Annotated in this window: 29 protein-coding genes; 15 read left to right on the top strand and 14 right to left on the bottom strand. The window is 60.3% G+C overall.

Annotation, left to right across the window (positions count from 1 at the left end):
* Positions 1–171: 171 nt before the first annotated feature.
* The gene (locus C1X29_RS14850) at positions 172–1926 is read right to left on the bottom strand and encodes an L-lactate permease (protein ID WP_102688488.1); all 1755 of its coding nucleotides are present in this window, start codon (positions 1924–1926) and stop codon (positions 172–174) included.
* Between the two features lie 234 nt (positions 1927–2160).
* Here C1X29_RS14850 and C1X29_RS14845 point away from each other — a divergent pair, with 234 nt between their 5' ends.
* Positions 2161–2367: a hypothetical protein gene (locus tag C1X29_RS14845; protein ID WP_064382340.1), complete on the top strand. Its 207-nt coding sequence runs from the start codon at positions 2161–2163 to the stop codon at positions 2365–2367.
* Between the two features lie 43 nt (positions 2368–2410).
* On the opposite strand, the gene C1X29_RS14840 is transcribed toward C1X29_RS14845, so the two are convergent.
* Positions 2411–2683, bottom strand: a complete 273-nt coding sequence (locus C1X29_RS14840; protein ID WP_102688489.1) for a hypothetical protein — start codon at positions 2681–2683, stop codon at positions 2411–2413.
* A gap of 223 nt (positions 2684–2906) precedes the next feature.
* Between C1X29_RS14840 and C1X29_RS14835 the strand changes: the two genes are divergently transcribed.
* Both C1X29_RS14835 and C1X29_RS14830 read left to right on the top strand, forming a co-directional pair.
* Positions 2907–3986 carry a hypothetical protein gene (locus C1X29_RS14835; RefSeq protein ID WP_085748277.1) on the top strand — a complete coding sequence of 360 codons (1080 nt, stop codon included), beginning with the start codon at positions 2907–2909 and terminating at the stop codon, positions 3984–3986.
* Positions 3987–3988: 2 nt separating this feature from the next.
* Positions 3989–4342, top strand: coding sequence for a DUF1428 domain-containing protein (locus tag C1X29_RS14830; RefSeq protein ID WP_085748278.1), 354 nt, complete (start codon positions 3989–3991; stop codon positions 4340–4342).
* A 15-nt stretch (positions 4343–4357) separates the two neighbouring features.
* Here the strand turns inward: C1X29_RS14830 and C1X29_RS14825 are convergent, their stop codons facing one another.
* Entirely contained in the window at positions 4358–4552 is a 195-nt protein-coding gene (locus C1X29_RS14825) for a hypothetical protein (protein ID WP_007957125.1), read from the bottom strand.
* Between the two features lie 107 nt (positions 4553–4659).
* Here C1X29_RS14825 and thpR point away from each other — a divergent pair, with 107 nt between their 5' ends.
* Complete coding sequence (gene thpR / locus C1X29_RS14820; RefSeq protein WP_085748279.1) at positions 4660–5199, top strand: RNA 2',3'-cyclic phosphodiesterase; 540 nt, start codon at positions 4660–4662, stop codon at positions 5197–5199.
* A 190-nt stretch (positions 5200–5389) separates the two neighbouring features.
* Here the strand turns inward: thpR and C1X29_RS14815 are convergent, their stop codons facing one another.
* The 5 genes from C1X29_RS14815 to C1X29_RS14795 all read right to left on the bottom strand — a co-directional run bounded on the left by C1X29_RS14815 (position 5390) and on the right by C1X29_RS14795 (position 10472).
* A complete protein-coding gene (locus C1X29_RS14815; protein WP_007957121.1) occupies positions 5390–6487 on the bottom strand; it encodes a polyamine ABC transporter substrate-binding protein in 1098 nt (365 codons plus the stop codon).
* Between the two features lie 69 nt (positions 6488–6556).
* Positions 6557–7441: an ABC transporter permease subunit gene (locus tag C1X29_RS14810; protein WP_102717775.1), complete on the bottom strand. Its 885-nt coding sequence runs from the start codon at positions 7439–7441 to the stop codon at positions 6557–6559.
* Positions 7438–8352, bottom strand: coding sequence for an ABC transporter permease subunit (locus C1X29_RS14805; protein ID WP_039770920.1), 915 nt, complete (start codon positions 8350–8352; stop codon positions 7438–7440). Before C1X29_RS14805 ends, C1X29_RS14810 begins: the two co-directional genes overlap by 4 nt.
* On the bottom strand, positions 8349–9491 hold the full coding sequence (gene potA / locus C1X29_RS14800; protein WP_007957110.1) for a polyamine ABC transporter ATP-binding protein: 1143 nt from the start codon (positions 9489–9491) through the stop codon (positions 8349–8351). The genes C1X29_RS14805 and potA overlap by 4 nt, the downstream gene beginning before the upstream one ends.
* Before the next feature lie 219 nt (positions 9492–9710).
* On the bottom strand, positions 9711–10472 hold the full coding sequence (locus C1X29_RS14795; protein ID WP_102717774.1) for a gamma-glutamyl-gamma-aminobutyrate hydrolase family protein: 762 nt from the start codon (positions 10470–10472) through the stop codon (positions 9711–9713).
* Positions 10473–10754: 282 nt separating this feature from the next.
* Between C1X29_RS14795 and C1X29_RS14790 the strand changes: the two genes are divergently transcribed.
* From C1X29_RS14790 to C1X29_RS14770, 5 genes are all read left to right on the top strand, one after another.
* Positions 10755–12131, top strand: a complete 1377-nt coding sequence (locus C1X29_RS14790; protein ID WP_011333558.1) for a glutamine synthetase family protein — start codon at positions 10755–10757, stop codon at positions 12129–12131.
* 255 nt (positions 12132–12386) lie between these two features.
* Entirely contained in the window at positions 12387–13877 is a 1491-nt protein-coding gene (locus tag C1X29_RS14785; RefSeq protein ID WP_102717773.1) for an aldehyde dehydrogenase, read from the top strand.
* Positions 13878–13929: 52 nt separating this feature from the next.
* Complete coding sequence (locus C1X29_RS14780; RefSeq protein ID WP_102717772.1) at positions 13930–15213, top strand: FAD-binding oxidoreductase; 1284 nt, start codon at positions 13930–13932, stop codon at positions 15211–15213.
* A gap of 206 nt (positions 15214–15419) precedes the next feature.
* Positions 15420–15968 (top strand): cupin domain-containing protein, encoded by a 549-nt coding sequence (locus C1X29_RS14775; protein WP_011333561.1) that lies wholly within the window; start codon positions 15420–15422, stop codon positions 15966–15968.
* A gap of 363 nt (positions 15969–16331) precedes the next feature.
* A complete protein-coding gene (locus C1X29_RS14770; RefSeq protein WP_146023259.1) occupies positions 16332–17354 on the top strand; it encodes a hypothetical protein in 1023 nt (340 codons plus the stop codon).
* A 77-nt stretch (positions 17355–17431) separates the two neighbouring features.
* Here C1X29_RS14770 and C1X29_RS29695 read toward each other — a convergent pair whose 3' ends face one another.
* The gene (locus C1X29_RS29695) at positions 17432–17719 is read right to left on the bottom strand and encodes a fructose-bisphosphate aldolase (protein WP_102717770.1); all 288 of its coding nucleotides are present in this window, start codon (positions 17717–17719) and stop codon (positions 17432–17434) included.
* A gap of 600 nt (positions 17720–18319) precedes the next feature.
* Here C1X29_RS29695 and C1X29_RS29690 point away from each other — a divergent pair.
* Together C1X29_RS29690 and C1X29_RS14755 are read left to right on the top strand one after the other, a co-directional pair.
* On the top strand, positions 18320–18745 hold the full coding sequence (locus C1X29_RS29690; protein ID WP_102717769.1) for a hypothetical protein: 426 nt from the start codon (positions 18320–18322) through the stop codon (positions 18743–18745).
* A 61-nt stretch (positions 18746–18806) separates the two neighbouring features.
* On the top strand, positions 18807–19220 hold the full coding sequence (locus C1X29_RS14755) for a hypothetical protein (protein ID WP_085748285.1): 414 nt from the start codon (positions 18807–18809) through the stop codon (positions 19218–19220).
* A gap of 69 nt (positions 19221–19289) precedes the next feature.
* Here the strand turns inward: C1X29_RS14755 and C1X29_RS14750 are convergent, their stop codons facing one another.
* Positions 19290–19721: a hypothetical protein gene (locus C1X29_RS14750; protein ID WP_085748286.1), complete on the bottom strand. Its 432-nt coding sequence runs from the start codon at positions 19719–19721 to the stop codon at positions 19290–19292.
* A 162-nt stretch (positions 19722–19883) separates the two neighbouring features.
* On the opposite strand from C1X29_RS14750, the gene C1X29_RS14745 reads away from it, so the two are divergent.
* Genes C1X29_RS14745 through C1X29_RS14735 form a run of 3 tightly spaced genes read left to right on the top strand, consistent with a single transcriptional unit; the run spans position 19884 to position 21759 of the window.
* Complete coding sequence (locus C1X29_RS14745) at positions 19884–20273, top strand: hypothetical protein (RefSeq protein ID WP_102717783.1); 390 nt, start codon at positions 19884–19886, stop codon at positions 20271–20273.
* A gap of 15 nt (positions 20274–20288) precedes the next feature.
* Positions 20289–20711, top strand: coding sequence for an HD domain-containing protein (locus C1X29_RS14740; RefSeq protein ID WP_064382327.1), 423 nt, complete (start codon positions 20289–20291; stop codon positions 20709–20711).
* A 28-nt stretch (positions 20712–20739) separates the two neighbouring features.
* Positions 20740–21759 carry an AbrB family transcriptional regulator gene (locus C1X29_RS14735; RefSeq protein ID WP_102717768.1) on the top strand — a complete coding sequence of 340 codons (1020 nt, stop codon included), beginning with the start codon at positions 20740–20742 and terminating at the stop codon, positions 21757–21759.
* A 28-nt stretch (positions 21760–21787) separates the two neighbouring features.
* On the opposite strand, the gene C1X29_RS14730 is transcribed toward C1X29_RS14735, so the two are convergent.
* Positions 21788–22387 carry a hypothetical protein gene (locus C1X29_RS14730; protein ID WP_256584355.1) on the bottom strand — a complete coding sequence of 200 codons (600 nt, stop codon included), beginning with the start codon at positions 22385–22387 and terminating at the stop codon, positions 21788–21790.
* A gap of 177 nt (positions 22388–22564) precedes the next feature.
* Here C1X29_RS14730 and C1X29_RS14725 point away from each other — a divergent pair, with 177 nt between their 5' ends.
* Entirely contained in the window at positions 22565–23005 is a 441-nt protein-coding gene (locus C1X29_RS14725) for a YMGG-like glycine zipper-containing protein (RefSeq protein WP_102717767.1), read from the top strand.
* Here C1X29_RS14725 and C1X29_RS14720 read toward each other — a convergent pair.
* The 3 genes from C1X29_RS14720 to C1X29_RS14710 are packed head-to-tail and all read right to left on the bottom strand — an operon-like array spanning position 22990 to position 26648.
* Positions 22990–24015 carry a DUF2955 domain-containing protein gene (locus tag C1X29_RS14720; RefSeq protein ID WP_102717766.1) on the bottom strand — a complete coding sequence of 342 codons (1026 nt, stop codon included), beginning with the start codon at positions 24013–24015 and terminating at the stop codon, positions 22990–22992. The two genes, C1X29_RS14725 and C1X29_RS14720, sit on opposite strands and share 16 nt — an antisense overlap.
* Positions 24005–25102, bottom strand: a complete 1098-nt coding sequence (locus C1X29_RS14715; protein ID WP_102717765.1) for an HlyD family secretion protein — start codon at positions 25100–25102, stop codon at positions 24005–24007. Before C1X29_RS14715 ends, C1X29_RS14720 begins: the two co-directional genes overlap by 11 nt.
* Complete coding sequence (locus C1X29_RS14710; RefSeq protein ID WP_102717764.1) at positions 25095–26648, bottom strand: efflux transporter outer membrane subunit; 1554 nt, start codon at positions 26646–26648, stop codon at positions 25095–25097. The genes C1X29_RS14715 and C1X29_RS14710 overlap by 8 nt, the downstream gene beginning before the upstream one ends.
* Positions 26649–26668: the final 20 nt, after the last annotated feature.

Here is a 26668-nt window from a genome sequence, read left to right as displayed (position 1 = left end):
GCTGGCGTGGTTGCCAGTCTCGCTCTGTTCTAGGAGTGACCACGCTAGAGAGGAAAAGGTTTTCTTTGATTTGCGCATGGCCTCATGCGCGCGGTTCATGAATCGACAGAAGGAACGCGGGTACCTTGGCTGTGAGTCAGATCACTCTCACAACCGAGGCACCCGCGATTCTCAATGTGCGCCGACCACCATGGACGTAAACGGCGCCACATACGCCTGCAACGTCACCAGACCGCCGACCAGGATTGCCAGCACGATGGAATGGAAGAACACGTAACGCAGGATTTCCCCTTCATGGCCGTACCAGCGTGTCGCGGTTGAGGCGACCACGATCGACTGCGCGTCGACCATTTTGCCCATCACTCCGCCGGAGCTGTTGGCCGCCGCCATCAGGACCGGGCTGATGCCCAGCTGCTCCGACGTCACCCGTTGCAAGCCGCCAAACAGCACGTTGGACGCGGTATCCGACCCGGTAAGCGCTACGCCAAGCCAGCCGAGCAAGGTGCCGAACATCGGGTAGAAAATCCCCGTGGCAGCGAATGCCAGCCCCATGGTCGCGTCCAGCCCCGAGTAGCGGGTCAGGAATCCCAGCGCCAGCATCGCGGCAATCGTAATCAGCGAGAAGCGCACCACCCACAGTGTGCGAAGGTACTGTTTGATCAGTTGCGGGATCGAGTAGCCCATCAGCAATCCACCGACAATCGCCGCGAGCAGGATGCCGCTGCCGGTGGCAGTGAACCAGGTGAACTTGTACACCGCCTCTTCAGCTTTCGGCGCGGCGACCACCGGCGGGACTTTTTCGATCTGCAGATGCAGGGAGCTGAAAGTCACGGCCGGGGCGAACACCGGATTGGCCTCGCGCAGCGGTTTGCCCTGCGGATCGAGCCTGACCGATTGGCTGACGGGATCAATCGCCGGACGGGTGTCGAACATGTTCTTGAAACCCTGGGTGCCCCAGGCAAACACGAACACCGTGAGGATGATCCACGGCATCCACGCGCGCATCACTGCCGGGCGCGCCTGATCGCTGAATGCACCGCTGGCCGTGATTTTTTCTTCTTCGACCTTCGAGTCGTCATGCCGTCCCGTCAGCGCGGCCGAGGTATGAACAGTCGCCGGCCTCCAGACCTTGAGGAACAACGTCAGGCAGGCCATGGAAATCAGCGCGGCGATCACATCCACCAGCATCGGCCCGTGGAAGTTCGAAACCAGAAACTGCGGGATGGCGAAACTGACGCCCGCCACCAGAATCGCCGGCCATACTTCCAGCATCTTGCGCCAACCGGCGAATGCCCAGATCAGCCAGAACGGCACCAGCACCGAGAAGAACGGCAATTGCCGTCCCACCATCATCGACAACTCCATTTCATCCAGCCCGGTGACCTTGGCCAGCGTAATGATCGGCGTGCCCAGGGCGCCAAAGGCCACGGGCGCAGTGTTGGCGATCAGCGCCAGACCGGACGCTGCCAGTGGCGAAAAACCAAGACCGATCAGAATGGCCCCGGTCACCGCCACCGGGGTACCGAACCCGGCGGCCCCTTCGAAGAAAGCACCGAAACAAAAGGCGATCAGCAGCAATTGCAGGCGCCGGTCGTCGGTGATGCGGGCGAGCGAATCCTGCAACACCTTGAACGAGCCGTTCTCGGTGGTCAGACGATGCAGAAAAATGATGTTGAGCACGATCCAGCCAATCGGCAGCAGCCCGTTGGCCGCCCCGAACAGCGCCGCAGAACCGGCCATGTTGGCGGGCATGCCGAAGGCGAAGATCGAGATCAACAGCGCTGAGGCCAGCGCCAGCAGTGCGGCCAGATGAGCCTTTACGTGAAAGAAGGCCAGCGCCGCCAGCATCACCACCACGGGAACGGCGGCCATGATCGTGGAAATCACCGGATTGCCGAACGGGTCATAGACTTGTTGCCAGACCATGTCGCACCTCTGCTTGTTGTTCTTGAGGGGCAGATCCTTTGCGCGTTGCAAGCAGTATAGGTGGCATTTGGCCGGCGCTCGGGCGAGGCGGGCGAGGCGATCAACGGTCATCGGCGGTCTGTGAATCATCGTCGTTTTCCCCGGTCGTATCTGCGGCAGCGCACACCGCGCCTCTTCGGTGCGGGCAGCGCTGCCGTTTCCGTCGTCAAGACCTTGGTTTTAGGGAAATTCTGAATGATGCGTGCAACAAGCCTGCTGCTGACCGTTTCCGCCGCTGTACTGCTGGGCGGCTGTGTGGCGGATTTCGATGATGACCATCGCCATGGCCGGCATTACGACCGCGATCATGGCCGTTATTACGATCATGACCGACGCTGGGACGACCGCGACGACGACCGCCGCGACGGGCGTCGTTATCACCGCGACCGGGATGATGACTGACTGAAACGAAGAGGGCGCTCCCCTGCGGGAGCGCCCTCTGGCATTAAAAATGAGCGCTCGCCCGGACGCTGGATCGCGCAGGCACGGAGGCCTCGATGTCCAGCAAATGGGTGGCGAGAATGTCGCTCAGAAAACGGAACTGATCGTTGAGACCGACCACTTCATTGCTGAAATGATTGCTGGCGGCGGGCATCAACAGATCTTCGAAGGCTTCGTCGAACACCAGCGCTTGTGTCTTGCGCGACACGACGTGCTGATCGTAGTAATTGCTGCCGAAGACCGGGAAACTCACGGCGAGGGTGACGGTACTGATCATGATGTGAACTCCTCGTGCGGTGTGTTTCGGATGGGTTAATCGTGCCTTTGACGAGCGGTCGGCGGAAGGCAATCGTCGCAATGGTGAATATCGACGCCATTGATGGTTGGACTGATGCAGCCCTGACCAGCGGATAAACGGCGTACCGCACGCACCTATACTCATGTCATCTCCCCCGGATTCTTCAGGTCTCCCGCCCGAAGAACAGATAAGGACCGCCACCGTGAACCTGCGTGCGCTGCTCGTCGCCGCACTGGTGTTGCTGGCCGGCTGCGCCACCACGGCGCGGGCCCCGGTGAGCGCGCCGGCGGTGGTGGTCTCGCCGGCCACCTGGCAGCAGATCGACCGGGAAATCGTCAGTGCCTCGAAGCAGGCCACCGAGCAGGTCAAGCTGTTCGCCCGTGGCTCGATGGAACATTGGCGCATTCGGGTCTATGAGCAAACTGAAGAAAATTTCATCCCGTGGTTCAGCAGCTACTGGACCCAGGAATGGCTGTCGATGAAGGTCAGCTGGTACACGATCAGTGCCAGCGGCGAGCAGGATGCCTCGGCCAAGCGTCTGGCGGCCTATCTGCTGGAGCAATATCAGGAACGCGTACTGGCGCCGGTGGCGGTGGAGATCGACCCGGACGCGATCCTCGGCCAGTCCACCGCGTTCTACGCGCAACTGATGGCGCAGCAGATGCCGGTCATCGCCCAGCGCCACGGCGTGCCCATCGCCCAGCTCAACGGGCGGTTGCAGAAAATCCCCGCCATCGCCCTTGGCCCGCCGTCGGCGAGGGATGCTTCGCTGTATCAGGTTGTCAGCACTGAACCGTTGAACACGCTGCCGGCCTACGCGGCGCTGATCGACAAGATTCACACCGACGGCGGCTCCAAAGGCGTGACCTCGACGGAGTCGGCCATGGCCCCGGTGGCCAAGCGTGCCAGCCAGCGCATGGAGGCGGAAATGGCCCCGCGCGGCGCCGCGAGCGCGGTGGCGGCAGCGGCAGGCAAACTGGCCGGGGCGCTGATTTCGGTCGGCGTGGCGGGCGTGCGCGCAATCATTCAGGCCAACGACCGCCCGGACAGCGAAGCGCTGATTCGCAGCAGCCTGGGCAACACCTTCGACAAGGCCTGGCTGAAACTGCTGCAAAACCCGACCACCGGCGTGATGGCCGGCACGCTGCACATGGCGGCGCAGGTCGAGGGCAATCTGGGCGGGCGGGATGAGCCGTCGGTCGGGTTGGGCGTCAACCGTGTCGAATGGCGGCCGCCCGAGTCGACTACTCAGCAGATCGAACCCACCCTGCAAGGAGAATGATCATGGCTTACATCGATGTGTTCGTGGCGCCCGTGCCGAATGCCAATCGCGAACAGTACAAGAAGCACTGCGAAATCGCCGCCAAGCTGTTCAAGGAATACGGCGCGCTGGAGGTGATTCAGGGCTGGGGAGATGACGTGCCGGACGGCAAGGTCACCTCATTCCCGATGGCGGTGAAACTCAAGGAAGGCGAAACCGTATCGGCGGGCTGGCTGGTCTGGCCGGACAAGGCCACCCGCGACGCCGGCATGGCGAAAATGATGGAAGACCCGCGCATGCAGCCGGACGTCAATCCGATGCCGTTCGATGGGCAGCGGATGATCTTCGGTGGCTTCAAGGACATTCTCGAGCCTTGATGCCGCGTTGCCGGGTCACTCCGCCGACGGGGTGATCCGGCAGCCTTTGCGGTTGCGAATCTGCTCGTCCGTCGGCCGCTCGCGCACAAATTCGAAACGCGGCTCACCTTCGCTGTAATGCACCAGCCAGCCCCATTCCAGTTCGCTCTCATCCTGTCCGGGATTCGGCGGTCGGGCCCACCAGGGTTCTTTGCTGAGGATCTCGCGCATGATGTCCTCCGGTTGATGGCAATCGTTGAACTATAAACCCCACGCCGAGAGTCGCCAGAAACGGGCGTGTAGAATCCAGGGATCTCGACGAACGAAGGAGCGTGGCCATGACGGACGAAACGCGCGGGGATCAACCGTTCAAGCGGCTGTTCTTCGCCCTGGACTGCCCGCCGGCGCAGCGCAAGGCGATTGCCCAGTGGCGCGGCGAACTGGGTTTGCGTACCGGCAAACCGGTGCCGGCGGACAACTTTCATCTGACGCTGCTGTTTCTCGGTGCGGTGCCGTTGGCGCAGATTGGCGAAGTCTGCGAGGCGGCGGCAAAAGTGCGCACGCCGGGCGAGGCGCTGAGGATTTCACTGGATCGGTTGCAGGTCTGGCGCCGTGCCGGGGTATTGTCGCTGGCGCCCGAGCAGGCGCCGCAGGGATTGTTGCGGCTGGTGTATGCGCTGGAGCAGGCGATGTTGCCGTTCGGATTTGAAGAGGCAACGCGCGAGTATCGTCCGCACCTGACACTGGCCCGGGACTATCGGGCGCCGGAACCGGAATCTGCCACGCCGCCGGAGTTCTTCCTGCGGGCTGAACGCTTTGCGCTGTTCGAATCCCACAAGGGCCGCTATCGCTCGCTGGCCGACTGGCCACTGATCTGAGCCCACAAAAAAAGGCGCCCGAGGGCGCCTGAATTCACCTGAACCGAGGAAGCCAGGTGAGGCCGTTCAGAGCAGGGGGCAGCGGTGGTAAGGCGCTGCATGAACGGAAATCGATACTGACTGATCGTTCCCACGTCGAGGCGTCCCTTGAGGCATTCCCACGCGGAGCGTGGGAACGATCGTGGTGCCATTACTTGCCGAGTTTCACGCGTGTCCAGCCCCGGGTCATGATCCGTTGCGTGGCAATCGGCTGATCCGGCACCGCATACAGCGTGGCCATCACCGCTTGCGGCGGGTATGAGCCCGGGTCGTTGCGGATCGCTTCGTCCACCAGCGGCGTCGCGGCTTCGTTGGCGTTGCTGTAGCCGATGCTGTTGGTGACCTCGGCGATGATGTCCGGGCGCATCAGGAAGTTCATGAACAGGTAGGCGTTCTCGACGTTGGCGGCATCGCGAGGGATGGCGACCATGTCATAGAAACTGCCGGCGCCTTCTTTGGGAATGCTGTAGTCGATCTCGACCTTGTTGCCCGATTCGACCGCGCGAGCCTTGGCCTGCAACACGTCACCCGAATAGCCGACCGCTACGCAGATGTTGCCGTTGGCCAGATCGGAGATGTACTTGGACGAATGGAAGTACGCCACCGACGGCCGGATCTTCATGAACAGCGCTTCGGCTTCGGCGATGTGCTTCACGTCCTTGTCGTTCACAGGGTAGCCCAGGTAGTGCAGGGCGGCCGGGAGCATTTCGGTCGGCGAATCGAGGAAGCTGATACCGCAAGCCTTCAGCTTCTCGGCGTTCTCCGGTTTGAACAGCAGGTCCCAGGAATTGGTCGGCGCATTCTTGCCGAGCACTTCGCGAACCTTGTCCGGGTTGAAGCCGATGCCGATCGAGCCCCACATGTACGGGAACGCGTGGGCGTTGTCCGGATCACTGGCGGAGGCGTTTTTCAGCAGCACCGGATTGAGGTTTTTCCAGTTTGGCAGCTTCGATTTGTCCAGGGTCTGATAGACCCCGGCCTTGATCTGCTTGGCCAGGAAACTGTTGGACGGCACCACGATGTCGTAGCCGGATTTACCCGCGAGCAAACGCGCTTCGAGGGTTTCATTGCTGTCGAACACATCGTAGGTCACGCGGATGCCGGTCTCGTCCTCGAACTTCTTGACGGTGTCCGGGGCGATGTAATCCGACCAGTTGTAAACGCGCAGCACCTTGTCGTTGGCCTGGGCGCCCGTGGCGATTGCGCCCAATAAGGACAGTGTCAGCAGAGTCCTGCCAAACATTTTCATCGGTGAAACTCCATTCTTTTTATTCAAAAGCTTTTAAGCCAAAGCGCAAAGCCGTAAAACGCGACGGCCCTAGGCCGTCGCTGCCACTCGTTGAGGTTGCGGTTGCTGCCACGATTCGTTGGCGGTCTGATCCATCGCTTCCTGAATCGCCCGCTTGCGGTTGGCTTCTGCCTTGCGGCCGAAGTACCAGACCAGGAAGGTCACCAGCGACACCGCCAGCAGAATCAGGCTGGCCACGGCGTTGATCTCGGGCTTCACGCCCAGACGCACGGCCGAGAACACTTCCATCGGCAGGGTCGTCGAACCCGGGCCCGACACGAAGCTCGCCAGCACCAGATCGTCCAGCGACAGGGCGAACGACATCATGCCGCCCGCCGCCAGCGACGGCGCGATCATCGGGATGGTGATCAGGAAAAACACCTTGAACGGTTTCGCGCCCAGATCCATCGCCGCTTCTTCGATCGACAGGTCCAGCTCGCGCAAGCGGGCGGAGACTACCACCGCCACATAAGCGGCACAAAACGTGGTGTGGGCGATCCAGATGGTGACGATGCCACGCTCCTGCGGCCAGCCGATCAGTTGCGCCATCGCCACGAACAGCAGCAACAGCGACAGACCGGTAATCACTTCAGGCATTACCAGCGGCGCGGTGACCAGGCCACCGAACAGCGTGCGGCCCTTGAAGCGGGTGATACGGGTCAGCACGAAGGCTGCCAGCGTACCCAGCGCCACGGCGGCAATCGCGGTGTAGCAGGCGATTTCCAGCGAGCGCACCACCGAGCCCATCAGTTGGGTGTTGTCGAGCAGGCCGACGTACCACTTCACCGACCAGCCGCCCCAGACCGTCACCAGTTTCGAGGCGTTGAACGAGTAGATCACCAGAATCAGCATCGGCAGATAAATGAACGTCAGGCCGAAGATCAACATGAACTTTGCAAAACCGAAGCGTTTCATCCCCGTGCCTCCATCTCTTTGGCCTGGCTGCGGTTGAACAGCAGAATCGGCACAATCAGGATCAACAGCATCACCACCGCCAGCGCGGACGCCACCGGCCAGTCGCGGTTATTGAAGAACTCTTGCCATAGCACGCGACCGATCATCAGGGTCTCCGGGCCGCCCAGCAGTTCCGGAATCACGAACTCGCCCACCACCGGAATGAACACCAGCATGCAGCCGGCGATGATGCCGTTCTTGGCCAGCGGCACAGTGATTTTCCAGAAGTTGTTGAAGTTGCTCGAACCCAGATCCTGCGCGGCTTCCAGCAGGCTGCCGTCGTGCTTCACCAGGTTGGCGTAGAGCGGCAGCACCATGAAAGGCAGGTAGGCATACACGACCCCAATGTAGACGGCCGTGTTGGTGTTGAGGATCTCGATCGGGTGATCGGTGAGCCCGGTCCACATCAAAAATGCGTTGAGCAAACCGTTGTTGCTGAGGATGCCCATCCATGCATAGACGCGGATCAGGATCGCAGTCCAGGTCGGCATCATGATCAACAGCAGCAGGACGTTTTGCGTTTCCTTGCCGGTCTTGGTGATCGCGTAGGCCATCGGGAAACCGATCACCAGGCACATCAGCGTACTGAGCAGCGCCACCTTCAACGACCCGAGGTAGGCCGACAGGTACAGCTCGTCTTCGCCGAGCAGGGTGTAGTTGCCGATGTTCAGGAACAGCTGGAATTTCTGTTCGGCGTAGGTATAGATCTCCGAGTACGGCGGGATCGACAGCGCGGCTTCCGAGAAGCTGATCTTCATCACCAGAAAGAACGGCAGCATGAAGAACAGGAACAGCCAGATGAACGGGATGCCGATGACGAACTTTCGCCCGCTGGGCACCAGGCGCAGGAATTGCTGATTGAAGGTTCTCATGAGCGCAGTACCACGCCGCTGTCGTCTTCCCACCAGACGTAGACCTTGTCGTCCCAGGTCGGCCGCGCGCCACGGCGTTCGGCGTTGGCCATGAACGACTGGACGATCTTGCCGCTCGGCAACTCGACGTAGAACACCGAGTGGCCGCCGAGGTAGGCGATGTCATGCACCTTGCCTTCGGACCAGTTGTAGCGGGTCTCCGGCTTGATCGTGCTGACCAGCATTTTTTCCGGGCGGATCGCGTAGGTGATCGACTTGTCCTGCACCGACGTGCTGACGCCATGACCGACGTAGATCTTTTGCTGCAAGTCCGGGCTGTGAATGATCGCGTGACCTTCAAGGTCCTCGACCACGGTGCCGTCGAAGGCGTTCACGTTGCCTATGAATTCGCAGACCATGCGGCTGACCGGCGCTTCATAGATGTCGACCGGGCTGCCGATCTGGGCGATCCAGCCCAGGTGCATGATCGCGATGCGCTCGGCCATGGTCATGGCCTCTTCCTGGTCGTGAGTCACCATCACGCAGGTCACGCCGACGCGCTCGATGATCTCAACCAGTTCCAGCTGCATCTGCGAACGCAGTTTTTTATCCAGTGCGCCCATCGGTTCGTCGAGCAGCAACAGCTTCGGACGCTTGGCCAGGGAGCGGGCGAGGGCCACGCGCTGACGCTGGCCGCCGGACAGTTGATGCGGGCGGCGCTTGGCGTATTGGGTCATGTGGACGAGGCGCAGCATCTCTTCGACGCGGGCGTCGATTTCGCTGGCCGGCAAACGGTCCTGCTTGAGGCCGAAGGCGATGTTTTGCGCAACAGTCATGTGCGGGAACAGGGCGTAGGACTGGAACATCATGTTGATCGGCCGCTCGTACGGCGGCATGTCGGTGATGTCGACACCGTCGAGCAGAATGCGTCCTTCAGTCGGCCGTTCGAAACCGGCGAGCATGCGCAGCAAGGTCGATTTGCCCGAGCCGGAGCCGCCGAGCAGGGCGAAGATTTCGCCCTGATGGATCTCCAGGGACACATCGTCCACCGCAGTGGTTTCGTCGAACTTCTTGGTAACTCGATCGACCTTCACCAGAACCTTTTTCGGTTGCTGATGACCTTCAAGAGCCTTCCTGTAAGTGCTGGAGGCGTTTGCCATGTGAAACTCCCAACAGGTTTCAGTCGCCGGGCCAACGCGGCCTGGCTTAAGAGTGGATTGCAGACCCGCACCGTGCGGGTTGTTCGGCGCCGCCGTCCTGGCTGCCGGGTGGTGCTTTTTGTTTTCGCGGTGTGTTGCTGATCGCGGATGACGGATGCGCAAACGCGCAGCCGCCGACCCCGCGGGGGCAGTAAATGGTTTTGCAATCGTTGGGTGGCGTCAGCGCTGGTTGCGTCGCGCCGCACGCTGGCGGCAGGCCTCGCCGAACGCCTGGAAAATCCGCAGGTAGTTCGGGTTGTCCAGCACTTGCCATTCGGGGTGCCATTGCACGCCGAGGGCGAAGGTCGGGCTGTGCTCCACCGAGACCGCCTCGATCAGGCCGTCCGGCGCCACGGCTTCGGCGCGCAGGCCGGGAGCGAGGCGGTCGATGCCCTGACTGTGAATCGAGTTGACCTGGAATTCACCCGGCAGCTCCAGCGCTTCGAACACGCCACCGGTCAGCACCGTCACGGCATGAGCCGGGGCGTACTGCACGGCGACATCCGGGCTGTCGGCTTCGCGGTGATCGAGCATGCCCGGCAGCTCATGCACCTTCTGGTGCAGGCTGCCGCCGAACGCCACGTTCATTTCCTGGAAACCCCGGCAGATGCCGAGTACCGGAACGCCCGCCGCGATGGCTGCACGCAATAGAGGAAGGGTGGTGGCATCCCGCGCCGGATCGTGATCCGTGCCGGGAGCGCTGTCCGGGCCCTGATAGTGGAAGGGTTCCACGTTGGACGGCGAGCCGGTCAGCAACAGACCGTCGAGCTGACCCAGCAGGTCTTCGATTTCAGTCAGTTTGCCAAGGGAAGGAATGACGACGGGCAACCCCAGCGCCGCAACGCTGACAGCGCGAACGTACTTGTCGCCGCTGATGTGATAGGGGTGCAGGCCAATCTGTTTGACGCACGCAGTAACGCCGATCAATGGCTTGAATGCCATTTTTATTCACCTCGAAGTTTGACACTTGAACGAGCTTTTCCGGAGCTTAGCCTCGTTGATTTTAATTAACAACTCCCATGTAAAAAATTCTAAACGCCGTTCATCAAATCTTCATCAAGACCGGGGCTCTGGCGCCTGCATTGGCACGAGAGTGTTAAAAAAAGCCCGAAAAATAAACGCTGAGCGGCCCTGTGTTCGCTATTGACTTCACTTTGCCGTTCGGGTTGACTGGCTCGGCAAAACAGCAGTGAACATAATAATTAACAGCTAAATAGGTGCATCATGTCGGTCCCTCTGCGTGCCGTTCAACTCAACGAAGCAAACGCATTCCTTAAGAAACATCCTGAGGTTTTGTACGTCGACCTTCTGATTGCAGACATGAACGGTGTGGTGCGCGGCAAGCGCATCGAGCGCACCAGTCTTCACAAGGTTTACGAGAAAGGCATCAACCTGCCGGCCTCGCTCTTTGCCCTCGACATCAATGGCTCCACGGTGGAAAGCACCGGCCTGGGCCTGGACATCGGCGACGCCGACCGTATCTGCTACCCGATCCCCGGCACTCTGAGCATCGAGCCTTGGCAGAAGCGTCCGACCGCGCAACTGCTGATGACCATGCACGAGCTGGAAGGCGAGCCGTTCTTCGCCGACCCGCGTGAAGTACTGGCCAACGTGGTGCGCAAGTTCGACGCACTGGGCCTGACCATCTGCGCCGCGTTCGAACTCGAGTTCTACCTGATCGACCAGGACAACGTGAACGGCCGTCCGCAATCGCCGCGTTCGCCGGTGTCGGGCAAGCGTCCGGTGTCGACCCAGGTTTATCTGATCGACGACCTCGACGAGTACGTCGACTGCCTGCAAGACATCCTCGAAGGCGCGAAAGAGCAGGGCATTCCTGCCGACGCCATCGTCAAGGAAAGCGCCCCGGCGCAGTTCGAAGTCAACCTGCATCACGTGTCCGACCCGATCAAGGCGTGCGACTACGCCGTCCTGCTCAAGCGTCTGGTGAAGAACATCGCCTACGACCACGAGATGGACACCACCTTCATGGCCAAGCCGTATCCGGGCCAGGCGGGCAACGGTCTGCACGTGCACATTTCGATCCTGGACAAAGAAGGCAACAACATCTTCGCCAGCGAGGATCCCGAGCAGAACGCCGCGCTACGCCACGCGATCGGCGGTGTGCTGGAGACCCTGCCTGCGCAAATGGCTTTCCTGTGCCCGAACGTCAACTCGTACCGCCGCTTCGGCGCACAGTTCTACGTGCCGAACTCGCCGAGCTGGGGCATCGACAACCGCACCGTGGCCGTCCGCGTGCCGACTGGCTCGCCGGATGCCGTGCGCATCGAGCACCGTGTCGCCGGTGCCGACGCCAACCCGTATCTGCTGATGGCTTCCGTTCTGGCCGGTATCCACCACGGCCTGACCAACGAAATCGAGCCGGGCGCGCCGGTTGAAGGCAACAGCTACGAGCAGAACGAACAGAGCCTGCCGAACAACCTGCGCGACGCCCTGCGTGAGCTGGACGACAGCGAAGTCATGGCCCGCTACATCGATCCGATGTACATCGACGTATTTGTCGCGTGCAAGGAAAGCGAGCTGGCCGAGTTCGAGAACTCGATCTCTGACCTTGAGTACAACTGGTATCTGCATACGGTGTGAGGTCCTCAAAAGCCCCTCACCCTAACCCTCTCCCGGAGGGAGAGGGGACTGACCGAGTTGTCTTGAGATATTCAGCGACCTGACCGATCCAGTCGATTATGGATTCGGTAGAGATTTTTCAGGTCGGCGGAGCTCTCCAGCATCCCCCGGTCGGTCCCCTCTCCCCCCGGGAGAGGGCTAGGGTGAGGGCAGCCATCTCAAGTCGAACACACACACACCAGACACCCCCAAATTCCCCCGCGTCGAGCCACCACCATGACAACGACCCGCAACGACTGGGAACAACGCTTCCAGTCCCTGACCCTCGAATCCCGCGCCTTCATCAATGGCGAATACCGTCCGGCCATCAGCGGCGACACCTTCGAATGCCTGAGCCCCGTCGATGGCCGTTTCCTGGCCTCCGTCGCCAGCACCGATGAAGCCGACGCCAACCTCGCCGTCGAGGCCGCGCGCCAATCCTTCAACTCCGGCGAGTGGGCCAACAAGCCCCCGACCGAGCGCAAGCGCATCCTGATTCGCTTCGCCGATCTGATCCTGCAACACCAGGAAGAACTGGCGCTGCTCGAAACCCTCGACATGGGCAAACCGATCAGCGACTCGATGAGCATCGACATCCCGGCGACCGCCAACGCGATCCGCTGGAGCGCCGAAGCGATCGACAAGATCTACGACGAAGTCGCCGCCACCCCGTACGACCAACTCGGTCTGGTCACTCGCGAACCATCGGGCGTGGTTGCTGCGATCGTGCCGTGGAACTTCCCGCTGATCATGGCCAGCTGGAAATTTGCCCCGGCATTGGCGGCGGGTAACTCGTTCATCCTCAAACCTTCGGAAAAATCCCCGCTGACCGCGATCCGCATCGCGCAGCTTGCGCTGGACGCGGGCATTCCGAAAGGCGTGTTCAACGTCCTGCCAGGCTTCGGCCATACCGTCGGCAAGGCGTTGGCGTTGCACATGGACGTCGACGTGCTGGCCTTCACCGGCTCCACGGCGATTGCCAAGCAACTGATGATTTATGCCGGCCAAAGCAACATGAAACGCGTCTGGCTCGAAGCGGGGGGCAAGAGCCCGAACGTGGTGTTTGCCGACGCACCGGACTTGCGCGCGGCAGCACAAGCGGCGGCCGGCGCCATTGCGTTCAACCAGGGCGAAGTCTGCACCGCCGGCTCGCGCCTGCTGGTGGAGCGTTCGATCCGCGAGCAATTCATCCCGCTGCTGGTGGAAGCGCTGCAAGCTTGGAAACCGGGGCACGCCCTGGATCCGGCCACCACCGTCGGCGCCGTGGTCGATCAGCGCCAATTGGACAACGTGCTGCGCTATATCAGCATCGGTCGGGAGCAGGGTGCCGAGCTGATCGCCGGCGGTCAGCGCACCCTCGAAGAAACCGGCGGCACCTACATCGAGCCGACGATTTTTGACGGCGTGACCAACGCGATGACCATCGCCAAGGAAGAAATCTTCGGCCCGGTGCTGTCGCTGATCACCTTCGACACCGTTGAAGAAGCGCTGCACATCGCCAACGACAGCATCTTCGGCCTCGCCGCCGGGGTCTGGACCAGCAATCTGAGCAAGGCCCACACCTTCGCCCGTGGCCTGCGCGCCGGCAGCGTGTGGGTCAACCAGTATGACGGCGGCGACATGACCGCACCGTTCGGTGGCTTCAAGCAGTCGGGCAACGGTCGCGACAAATCGCTGCACGCGTTCGACAAGTACACCGAGCTGAAAGCGACCTGGATCAAGCTCTGACTCTTTTACAGCGGTGGTCGCCTGCAACCGGCGACCCTCGGAGAATAAAAAAATGAAACAACAACACGTGAACAGCTACTACGCCGCCACCCGCAACGAAGTGATCGATTTCCCGATCCTCGAAGAGTCGGTGGAGTGCGATGTCTGCATCATCGGCGCCGGCTACACCGGCCTGTCCTCGGCACTGTTCCTGAGCGAAGCCGGCTACAAGGTGACGGTGCTGGAAGCGGCGAAAGTCGGCTACGGCGCCAGCGGTCGCAACGGCGGCCAACTGGTCAACTCCTACAGCCGCGACGTCGACGTGATCGAAGAGCGCTACGGCGACAAGACCGCCGAAATCCTCGGCAGCATGATCTTCGAAGGCGCCGACATCATCCGTTCGCGCATCAAGGAATACGACATCAAGTGCGACTACCGCCCGGGCGGTATCTTCGCAGCGATGAACAAGAAACAACTGAGGGGCCTGGCCGAACAAAAGCGTAGCTGGGAACGTTACGGCAATAAAAACCTGAAAATGCTCGACGCTGCGGACATCCGCCGCGAAGTCGGCTCCGACGCCTACGTCGGCGGTCTGCTGGATATGCAGGGCGGTCACATCCACCCGCTGAACCTGGCCCTCGGCGAAGCCGCGGCCATCGTGCGTCTGGGCGGCAAGATCTACGAGCAGTCCGCTGCCGTCGAAATCAAATACGGCGAGCCCAACGTCGTGCGCACCGCCAAAGGCCAGGTCCGCGCCAAGTACCTGCTGATCGCCGGCAACGCCTACCTGCCGCAAGGCCTCGACAACCGCGTGACCGCCAAGAGCATGCCGTGCGGCTCGCAGATCTGCGTCACCGAACCGTTGACCGAGAAACAGGCGCGCAGCCTGATCACCAACAACTACTGCGTCGAAGATTGCAACTACCTGCTCGACTACTACCGTCTGACCGCCGACAACCGTCTGCTCTACGGCGGCGGCGTGGTCTACGGCGCCCGTGAACCGGACGACATCGAAACCCTGATCCGCCCGAAGATCCTCAAGACCTTCCCGCAGCTCAAGGACGTGAAAATCGACTACCGCTGGACCGGCAACTTCCTGCTGACCATGTCACGCATGCCGCAATTCGGCCGCATCGAGAAAAACGCTTACTACATGCAGGGCTACAGCGGCCACGGCGTCACGTGCTCGCACCTGGCCGGCAAACTGATCTCGGAAATGATCCGTGGCGACGCCGAGCGCTTCGACGCCTTCGCCTCCCTGCCACACATGCCGATGCTCGGCGGCCGCACCTTCTCCGCGCCACTGACCGCCCTCGGCGCCGTGTACTACTCGCTGCGCGACCGTTTCGGCATCTGATTAACCTCGCCGGCGGCGCCCCCAAAAAGGGCGTCGCCGGCTTTTTCATGTGCCGTCCATCGAACCTGCTGAGCAACACCAGCAAACGTGATTTAATAGCCGCCTTTCACGGTTCCGGGACACGGGAGCAACGTGATCCGCGCGACCTGCGCGGCACCCCGCCACCCACCCCCATTACCCTTAAGTCGTTCTCACATAAGGCTGTCATGGATACGGGTTCTCGACTCAAACTAGTACGCGAAAGCTACAAACTCTCCCAGCGCGAGCTGGCCCGGCGTAGCGGCGTGACCAATGCCACCATCTCCCTGATCGAACAGAATCGTGTCAGTCCTTCCGTCAGCTCACTGAAAAAGCTGCTCGAAGGCATCCCGATGTCCCTGGCCGACTTCTTCACCTTCGACCAGCCCCCCCGCGAACACCAATACGTCTTCCGCGCCAACGAACAACCCGACCTCGGCCGCCACGGCCTGCGCCTGCTGCTGATCGGCGCCTCGGTCCCCAGCCGCCAGATGCGCTTGCTGCGCGAGCAATACGCGCCGGGCGCGAGTTCCGGGGAAGAGCCGATTGTTCACGCGGAAGGTGAGGAGTGTGGGTTGGTGACCCGTGGCACGGTCGAGTTGACGGTGGATGGGCAGGTGAGCGTGTTGAGTGCGGGGGACGGGTATTATTTTCCGACGACGCTGCCGCATAAGTTTCGGAATATCGGGGCGGATGAGGCTGAGATTATTAGTGCGAATACGCCGGCGAATTTCTGAGTCTGATTTTTCGTAGCGCTTTCGAGTGATCTATAAAAAAACCGCAGAAGTGCGGTTTTTTTGTGCCTGATTTTCAGTACCCCGTTTCGGTTCATGTGATAAATTTGGCGATGTCTATATGCCATCATTTAGGGCGAGAGTGAAGATAATCGCTGAGGCTCGCGATAAAGCCGCGTGATTTATTGCCCTCGTTGCTGCGGCTTCCACGTGTAAGGTCTTGAGAAAGTGGACGTGGCGATTGATTGAAATGAAAGCGACGAAAAGCTTCTTCACGGGTTTTCGGATTGTTGAGTCAGTGGATTTCGATTGAATTTGTAATTGGGGTGAGTCTTGCTTGGGAAAATTGCTGGTTTGTTAGGGATCGTGAGTAAAGACAGATCAACTCCAGCTGTCATACTTAATACAAGGCGACTCAATCGTTTCTCGAAAGGTTTGTTGTGTTTTTCTTTTTTTCTGACGTTGATGGCCTATTCGCTCTGGATTTATCCAGTATTTGAAGAAGTCGATATCACAAATTCGGCAGTGGTGGGTGTTGTGACTTCAAAGGAGTATCAATCGATCACCAATGGGCAGTTTGAAAAGCTCGCTTCTTATAATGAAGGGTCTTTAAGTGAAAATGATTTTGTAAGGTATGATCTTCATGGGGTTCAGGCTTTTAAAGGTGTAATTGTAAAGTTTGACCTTAATCTTGTTCCTGTGTCGGAAGAAAGGTCTGGAGGAGGACATAAATACAAGTATGAGAGTGTTTACAGGTTGAGTTTGAACTTCGTTCACCTGGTTGTGTTTTTGATCATTGAAGCCTGTATTTTGTTGTTCGGCTGGTATTTTCTTCTTTGGAAGCCGCCCGCGGCGCAGATTGAGTTTGAAGAAGATGTATTAAGGAATTTTTTTGCTTTTGAAACGGGTGAAAACGCCCCCAGCAACTTGAGCGTGGAGGAGCGTGTAGAGTTGCTTCTTCGGAAATTTCATCGTTTCGCGAAAGACTTGAGTGTACGCAAGCAAAAGCGTCCGGCACTTTTGGTGGAGGATGAGTACGATGTTCAGTATCTGGTTTTCGCATTGTTGAGAATGTATTTTTCAAATGTCAAATCAGAGGATATCGCGCCAAATGTCCTAGGTGGAGGGTCAAGGGTGGACTTCTCGATTCCCGATGAGGAACTGGTGGTGGAAGTCAAAATGGCACGAGAAAGTATGACTGATCGCTCGCTTGGTGATGAGTTGATTCTGGATATCGCCAGGTATCAGTCGCACACGGCGTGCAAGACAATTATATTTTTTGTATATGATCCGGACGGTCATATAAGAAACCCGGCTGCCTTGAAAAAGGAGTTTTGCGCGGCTTCAGATAAGTTGAAAATTATTGTGGTGTTTGCTCCCGATTACTAAGTCTGCTTTGCAAGAGAAAAGGTGACAAGAGAAAAGGTGACAGATTTATTTATGTGAATCTGTCACCTTCAAATGTTCTACCCAGTAACATCAAACCCTCGTTGCTCTATAACTCGAAACACGTCACTTACGTCTTGCACCATGAGTCTCGCGATGGTGCTGACGGTGTTGATGTCGTGTTCGGCGTGGTCAGGGAGGTGGATGCAGGCTATCAGATCCAGGTATTTGAGAACTGCGTTGAGACGCTCACTGGCACATGCATGCAAGTCGCGCAATGGTGCATCAGCATCAATGAACAGGACGGGCTGATCGGTGGCGGGGTGGGACATATTCGCGTAATTGCGGAGCGTTTTATCCATCGGCATAAGTAAAGCTTCCTCGTATCCGTGAGAAGAGCTACTACCGTTCGCTGCGAGTCGAAGGGTGGTAGCCATGTGCGGGTTCGCAGACCGAGGATACGAGGAACCCGGCAGATCCGAAGATCTCCCACACACAGCCACCATTGCGTGGTTGTCGGACGCGATTGCGACCGCCACCGTTTTGGGGGGCGTCAGGTTACTACACGTATCGTCAGGGCTGCGAAACCCTATCGCCAAATTCGTTCAGCGACAGACCCACTCTAGGCACCGATCCCCAGCGTCGCAATCAGCCTGTAGGACGCAAAATCACTACGTCTGGCGAGAGAGTTCGTTCCCGTTCGGGGCGTGACCCATGTAAATCAAGGGCTGCGGCGTATCAGGGGAAAACGACTTGCCAGGTTTCGGCCCTCTTCGCAGCCCCAAAAGAACAAGCTCCCTCACCACGCGGAGTAATTTCCTACGGCGTTTTCAGATCAAAAAAATCATCACACATCCCCGCCCCGGAACTTTCCTCAAAACCGATGTCAATTTGATGGCGTGTCGCGACGCTCATTCATCGGCTCAAGCAGTGCCAGGCTGGTTCCTGGTCAACCATGGAAGTGTGTGATGAGACTATTACTCGCAATGTTGTTGATGTTCAGCGGCTACAGCTTTGCCAGTTGCGGCAACATTGATGACCACGATCAGCGTGCCTATTGCAATGCAAGGGAGAGCGGCAGCAGTTGCGGCAACATCGATAATCACGACCTGCGGGCGGCGTGTAACGCGGAGCAGGGCGGCAGTTCCTGCGGCAACATTGACGACCATGACCAGCGCGCCTATTGCAATGCCAAAAAGAGCGGCAGCAGTTGCGGCAACATCGATGATCATGACCTGCGTGCGCGGTGCAACGCGGAGCAGGGTGGCAGTTCCTGCGGCAACATCGATGATCATGACCAGCGTGCCTACTGCAATGCCACCACGGGCGGCAGTAGTTGCGGGAATATCGAAAATCATGATTTGCGTGCGCGGTGTGAGGCCATGAAGCGCTGATCTGGTTTTGATTGCGTCACCCAGTGCTGGCTGTTTTCCGGCAAGCCCAAGGAAGTGTGAGATGAAACTGATTCTTGCGATGTTGTTGCTGTTCAGCGGTTACGTTTCCGCCAGTTGCTCCAGCATCAGTGATCACGACAAACGCAGTTACTGCCAGGCCAGGGAGGAAGGCAGCAGTTGTTCTTCCATCGGCGCCCACGATTTGCGTTCGGCCTGCGAAGCTGAGAAAGGCAGTTCGTGCTCAAGCATTGGCGACCATGACCAGCGCGCTTATTGCGAAGCCAAAAAGGGCAGCAGTTGTTCTTCCATCGGCGATCACGACCTGCGCGCGGCCTGTGAAGCGGAGAAAGGCAGTTCATGTTCAAGCATTGGTGATCATGACCAGCGGGCGTTTTGTGAAGCGAAGAAGGGCAGTAGTTGTTCGTCAATTGGCGATCATGATCTGCGCAGTCAGTGTGAGGCCATGAAACGCTGAATCCACCCGCCATCTAGAACCAAAAGGGACACCCATCGGTGTCCCTTTTTCATGCGCGCTTGAACGCTGCTATTTCGCCTTCCAATGCCCACCCCCGTTCTCGCAATCAATCCGCGCCTGCGCCAGATGCTCCACGTCGTAGTAATAGGTGGTCACTTGCGCGCTGTCCGGAATGTTCAGGGCCTTGGCGTTTTTGTCCTTGCTGGTGGAGTGCGGGTTGGCCAGGGATTCCTGGGTGAGGGTGGCGATACACGAGGCCTGATAGTGGTCGGCGCAGTGTTCGACCTTGGTTTTGCTGCTATTGAGCATGTCCTTGCTTTCGTTGCTGCATGACCAGTCGATGGCGTTGACCGGCATCCCTTCGTATTCGTAGCAGCTGTGCGTCTCGACGGCGGGCACCGAGGGGCTGGAGGAGCGGGTCTTGACGTCGCAGCCCTCGGCCATGACGCAGGTGGGGATGAAGCTGAAGGTGGCGATCAGGAGCAACAGTCGGATGTTCATCGCGGAACTCTCCCATGGCCCCGTGTTTGATCGTGAGCGGGGCGCTTATGGTTTCGAGATGGGGCGGGCGCGGGAGGTTCCATCAGGATTTTGATTTGCGCCGGGCGCACAGAGTGAGAAACAATCGGACACACTTAGCACCCAAGGATTGGAGCAGTGCGCATGATTCACATCGGCAGCCGCAACAACGCCCCCACGCCGCAGCACAAAACCCAGGACATCTACATCTTCAGCATCGACCTGTCCCGCCCGGCGACGCCGTTCTGTTTCGAGCAATCGATTGGCGGCGGGCATGTCGAGCAGGGCGGTGCGCGGTGGTTGGCGCTGGATGAGCTGGATGGCTGGCCCGGGGAGTGGCGCGAGCATTTGAAGAAGGCCGGATGTGCGTGGGTGGCCGAATTGATGGACGAGCATTCGGGGGAGAGTCAGGCTGATCTGGTCTCGCTGATCCTTCAGCGCTACGCCGAGCCGGCGCAGCCAGCCGGGCGTTTACAGGCGATTGGGCGCTGGTTCAAGCGTCACTTCTATATTGGCGGCCGGTACGGCGTCTGACCCGAGGTAACACCCATGACTCAGACTCTGGAACGCGCCATCGCCATTGCCGCCACAGCCCACGCGGGGCAGGTGGACAAGGGCGGTGCGCCGTATATTTTGCATCCGCTAAAGGTCATGTTGCGCATGAGCAGCCTGGAAGAACGCATCGTCGCGGTGCTGCACGATGTGGTCGAGGACTGCGGCATCAGCCTGGAGGATTTGCGCAAGGAAGGTTTCAGCGAAGCCGTTTTGTCCGCCATCGAATCGGTGACCAAAGTGCCGGGCGAATCCTACGAGGACTTCGTCGAGCGCGCGGCGCAGAACCCGATCGGGCGGGTGGTGAAACTGGCGGATCTGGAAGAGAACAGCGACCTGTCACGGATTGCCTCACCGAGTTGGGAGGATCTGGAGCGGATCGAAAAATATCGGCGGGCGATTGGACGGTTGCGCGCGTAACTCAAATTGAATAGCCAGGAAGGCGACCATGAAATCCATTCTGTGTTTGGCGATTGCTGCCGGCTTCGGCGCACTGTTGCAATTCGAAGGCGTGCCCCACGGTTTGCTGTTGGGCTCGATCCTTGTCACCGCGCTTGTAGTCACCAGATTCGGCATCGTGCCGGCAACGCCTTATGGCCTGGGCTACATTCAGGTCACGCTGGGCATCGCTACCGGGTTGATGTTTGAAGCGTGGGACAGTGCGACCGTCTCGACGATGTTGCCGAGCCTCGGCGTGTTGCTGTTGTGCCTGGCAGTGCAAGTGGCGCTGGCCGCGTGGTGGCTGTCGCGCGGTGCGGGGTGGAATCGCACGGATGCCTTGCTGGCGGTGTATCCGGGGGCGCTGGCGGCGGTGTTCGATTTGCTGGAATCGCATCAGGCGTCGAGCAAGGTGATCATCGTGCACTTGATGCGCCTGCTGCTGATCACGGTGCTGGTGAGTTTGCTGATTCCCGGAATGGCGCCGGTTGCCGTGACCGAGGTCGATCCGCTGTCGACGGGCATGGCGTTGACCGTGCTGGCAGTGATCGGTTTGAGCGTGGTGGTCGGGCGTTTGCTGCTCGCCGTTGGCGTGCCGGCGCCGTTCATGTTGACGGCAATCATCATCACCGCCGTGTTCGTGAAATCAGGATGGCTGCAGGGCTTTCATATGCCGGACTGGAGCCTGAATCTGGCGGCGCTGATTCTCGGTGTGCGGATCGGTTCGCGATTCCAAGGGCTCGGCCTCGCGGAGCTGGGACGTCATGGTCGCACGGCTCTGGTATCGGTGGGGTTGATGATTCTGGTCGCGGCGATTTTTGCATTGGCGGCGGCACGGTTGCTGGGCAGCGATGCGTTGTCACTGTGGCTGGCCTACATGCCGGGGGCCATCGAAACCATCGCGATTGTGGCGTTCGCGGGCGGGCTGAATGTGGTGTTTATCCTGACTCACCATCTGGCGCGAATGGTGGTGTTGCACTTTGCACCGGCGTTGTTGGTACAGGTTCGGCGGGTGTGGGAGGGCGTCTGACCGGGACTTCGATAGCCACCTTCAGGGTTCAACATCCGTCGGCATACATCAGCGCTAACTGTTCAATCCACTCGGTAGGGGCTTGGAATCTTGCAAAGTACGCTTGTTTCTCAGCGTCACCGAGTCGGATGAAATACGGAAGAAAGTAGTTGTCGTTATAGAAACCCTGCGTGCCCTGCATATTGCCGCCCCACCACGAGGCGGGGTAATCGTCGAAGGCAATCCAGGGCGGAGGCACGCAAAAGGTCTGATTTCCAAGGCTACTCAGAAACTCGACGCTGTTGGTCAAGATACGAATGGTCAGCGCGTTGAACTCGGTGGTGGAGGGGAAGTAAATCAACAGCTCCTGCTTCGTGACATCTTCGTATTCAAAAACGGTCAGGTCTTTGAATCTGCGCTCGTCGATCTTTTGGAAATGTGATTCCACCAGTCGCTGAAACTTGCAAAAGTCATCGGCGACCATCAGAAGGGAGCTGTAATAAGCATTGATCCCGGACGCTGCTACAGATACCACCGTCGATAGTTTCGGCAGGCTGGCGCTTGGTAACGGTGAGGCGAATCGGGTCTTGAGCGCTTGCTCGCTGTAACCGGCAAAAAGCTTTCGTCTTGCGGGTTTCACGAAAGCCATGATTCGGCTGAGTAGATTCATCGGGATGGGGGACACAAAGAGATTGGCGTGCCGGGATGGTACCCAACAAGCGGGGTATGAACCATTGATGCGTTCGCCCGGAGTTGTGAACCCCCGTGAACTACACTCCCAGATTACCCCGCCCCCCAGGCAAACCCCGCCGCGTCGGAGGTCATCATGTTCCGCCATTCACTGTTCATCGCAGCGTTCCTGTGTGCCACACAGGCCAGCGCCGAATCCGTCGTCCCGCTCAAGGGCCAGACTTCCCAGCAAACCCAGATCGACATCAACGATTGCCATTCCATCGCGTCCACCTCAACCACGTCGACACCCCAGGCCGGCGGTCGGTTGAAGGGCGCTGCAGTGGGAGCCGCTGCCGGCGCCACCGCAGCTGAAGTGCGCGGCCGTCAGCACGACGAGTTTTACGAAGCCGTGGATGATGACCGCAAGCAGGATTATCGCCAGAACCGCGCCAAAGAGACGGCTGCCGCCGGTGCGGTAGTCGGCGGTGCGCGGCAGCGGCAGGATCGGCGCGAGCAGCGGCGGACCGATGCTTCAGCCAGTTCAAGTGCCTACACCGGTTGCCTGCAGGGGCGGGGTTATCAGGTCACGCCCTGACGGCTTTCCCGGTGCGCGACGAGCAGGTGCATCATCACGCCGCTGTAGAGCGTCACCAGAATGAACAAGCCCATGCGCGCCGCGAACGCGGTGTAGACGTCCTTGCCCGCTGCGCTGTCTTCAACGGATTGGCCAAGCAGGATGATCATGGTGATCAGAGTGTTGAGCCAGAACCCCGGCGTCAGTTGCGTCGGGTGCAGCCGATAGAGTTTGCGCGCCACGAACAGCCCGAACAGCAGCATCCACAGAAAGAACATCCACAGGTGCACGAACAGGCTCAACGCACACCAGAACAGCACCGCCAGCAGTCCGCCGAGCAAGGTCGAGCCGAGCAGTTCGCGCCCGGCGTGGTGGGTGCGGGTGGTGGTGCTTTGCTGGCCGAGGCTGACGGCTTTGAGGATGATCGGCAGGTAGCTGGCCGGGTCGATCAGCACCAGCAGGAAGGTCGGCAGCACGATCAATGTTGCGCGCATTGCTACGCGGGGCACGTCTTCGGCGGGCAGAGCGGGAGCGGGTGGTGGCGCGGGGCTGTTGGCCGGTTCCGGGAACAGGACGTGGCTCAGGCCGACGATGACGACGGCCAGCAACAGGCCTTTGACCAGCGCGCCGATCACCGCCATCGCCAGCTCGAATGAGGCGAAACCGGCGGCGGAGATCATGGTCATGCCGATCACCAGAAACGTCATGATTAGCACGTTGCCGCCGCGCAAGCCGTAGGTGAACACCAGAAACAGCCCAATAGCGATCAACAGCACGCCGCACACCGGGTAATACCGCAGCAACGGCACCAGCAACAGGCCGAGACTGGTGGTAAATGCGGCGACCAAGGTCAGTACCAGCGCCATTTTGACTGGCAACGGCCGAGGCATGCTGGCCAGCAGCAACACCGCGAGCACTGGAGACAAAAACGACAGCGGCAAGGCGAGGCCGTAACTGGCGGCGGTACACAACGCCGTGCCGCAAGCCAGGCGCAAGGCCCGTTGCGCCGGAACGCTGCGTTCAATAGGCATACGACAGCCAACTCATCAGCCAGACAAACACCCGGCCCAGCGGATTGAGCAGATTGCCCTCGCTGGGAAATGCCATGACTTCCGCCTGACCGCCGGCACGAATCGAACGGCTCTCGAACAGGCGCTTTTTCGCCTCTTCGCTGAACTCGATGATCACCGGAAAACGCTGCGCCGGACGCAGCCAGTCGCGGCTGTTCTGGATCGTCGGCAGTGTGCCGGGCGGCGGCGTCTGGCCGACGCTGACGCCATAACCGACGCTGCGCACCCGGCCGTCTAGGACTTCGCCGGGCAGGGCGTCGAGGATGATCGACACCGGTGTGCCGGGCTTGATCCGGCCGAGGTTGTTCTCGGTTAGGTCGGCGCTGACCCACACGTCCTGGATCGTGATCAGCGTCATCACCGGGCTGCCGGCAGTGGCGAACTGGCCGACATCGGTGCGCAGGTCGGTGATCAGGCCCGCCGAACGCGCACCAATGCGGGTATTGGCCAGATCCAGTTCAGCCTTCGCCAGTGTGGCGGCGGCGCTGAGCAGCTTGGCGTTGGTGTCGGTGTTGCCGCCTTCCTGCTCCTGCGCGCGCAGCACTTCGGCCCGGGCGGCGGCGACTTGGCTGACGGCGGCCTCGTGGTTGGCGCGGGACACTTCGAGAAGCCGAACCGAAACCGTGCCCGGATCCTCTTTGTACAAGCCTTCAAGCCGCCGATTGTCCTGGCGCGTTTTGAGTTCATTGGCTTGCGCGGCCCGCAACGACGCCTGGGCCGACGCGATGCCGGCGGTGCTGGCGCCGACCGTGCGCCGGGTGTTTTCCAGATCGGCGCGGGCCCGGTCGACGGCGATCTGCAGCGGCTGCGGATCGAGCTCGAAGAGGATGTCGCCGGCCTGCACGTCCTGATTGTTGCGCACGTTGACCTTGATCACCCGGCCCGCGACTTCCGCCGCCACCGGAATCACGAACGCGCCGACCCGCGCCTGCTGCGTGTAGGGCGTAAAACGGTCGGCCAGCAGATACCAGACCAGGCTCAGCACAATCACCAGCAGCACCCAGCGGATGCCTTTTTTCGCCGGATCCGGCGGCGCTTCATCACTCATGGCGGTCTACCTGCGAGGGAATCGGATAGGTCGGTTGGGGCGGCGGGGCGCTCAGCAGATCGCCCCAGTCGGTGCGTTGCTGCATCTGCTGCTGGGTCGCTGAATCAATCTGCGGCCCGGCGCTTTGCCAGCCGCCACCGACGGCGCGGTACAAAGCAATGAGGTTGCTCACGGCGTTGCTGCGGCTGACGAGATAGTTGTCCTGTAGCTCCAGCAACGCACGCTGGGCATCGAGCACCCGCTGAAAGTCCGAATAGCCTTCGCGGTATTGGGTGTTGGCCAGCACCAGCGAACGCCGCGCCGCACCTTCGGCCTCGCCGAGAATGCGCTCGCGTTCCAGCGCTTTGGTCAGGCCGCTGGCGGCGTCGTCGGCCTCGCGGGCAGCCTGGCGGACTTTGTCGCGATAGGCTTCGATCAGTTGCTGCAAGCGCGCGTCCTGCACACGGATGTTGTTGTGGATGCGGCCGTAGTCGAACAGGTTCCAGCGCAGGCTCGGGCCGCCGATCAGGTCGAAGCTGCGCGGGGTGGCGCCGAGGGTGTCGCTGGACCAGACGATGCTGCCGAGCAGAGTCAGCGAGGGGTACAGATCGGTTTCCGCCACGCCGACCAGCGCCGATTGCGCGGCCACGTTCAGCTCCGCCGCGCGCACATCGGGACGGCGCAGCAGCAGGTTGGCCGGGACGTCCTGCAACACGGCGCGATCCACCAGCGGAATCAGCCCCGGTTGTTCCGCCAGAAACGCCGCGCCACCGGGCGGCTGGCCGACCAACACCGCCAGCGCATTGCGGGTGCGCAGCAACTGATCTTCGAACGCCGGAATGCTGCTCAGGGTGCCGAGGTATTGGGTTCTGGCTTGTTGCAAATCGAGTTCGGCGGTCTGGCCGCTGCGAAAGAGCTTTTCGGTGATCTCGAAGTTGCGCTTTTGCTGGGCGGCGTTTTCCCGGGCGACCCGTAGCCGGGCTTCGGTGGTGCGCAGGGCAAAGTAGGTGTCAGCCACTTGAGCGCGTAATAGAACGAGGGCGTCTTCGTAGTTGGCTTGGGCGGCGAAGTAGCTGGCGTCGGCGGACTCGATGGCACGGCTGAAGCGCCCCCAGAAATCCAGTTCCCAGCCGACATCGAACGCGGCGCTGTGCTGCCAGAAGTGCAAGTCCTGCGGATTGCTGCCGCCGGACTGGTGGCGGTCGATGTACAGGCTGTCGGCGCTGGCCTGTTGCAGTTGCGGGTAGCGACCGCTGTCGGCGATGCCCAGTTGCGCACGGGCTTCGAGCACCCGCAGGCCGGCGATTTTCAGGCTGCTGTTGCGGGCTTCGGCGTCGCTGATCAAACGGTCGAGGATCGGGTCGGCAAACACCTGCCACCACTGGCGCAGATCCGGCACGGTGCCGCGTTCGCTGGCCTGCTCCAGTGCCGGGCTTTGCCACTGCTTGCTCCAGGCTTCGGCCGGTGGCTGGAAATCCGGGCCCAGCCGCAGGCAGCCGCCAAGGCTCAGCGCACCGAGCAGCAGCAGGTGGCCGGGACGGATCAGCAGGGCTGGCGTTGCAGGCATACCGGGAGGCCCCAGCGGGA

Source organism: Pseudomonas sp. GW456-12-10-14-LB2, assembly GCF_002884345.1.
Classification (GTDB): domain Bacteria; phylum Pseudomonadota; class Gammaproteobacteria; order Pseudomonadales; family Pseudomonadaceae; genus Aquipseudomonas; species Aquipseudomonas paraglycinae.
Note: the sequence above shows the minus strand (reverse complement) of the source record. Positions and strands in the feature narration are given on the sequence as shown.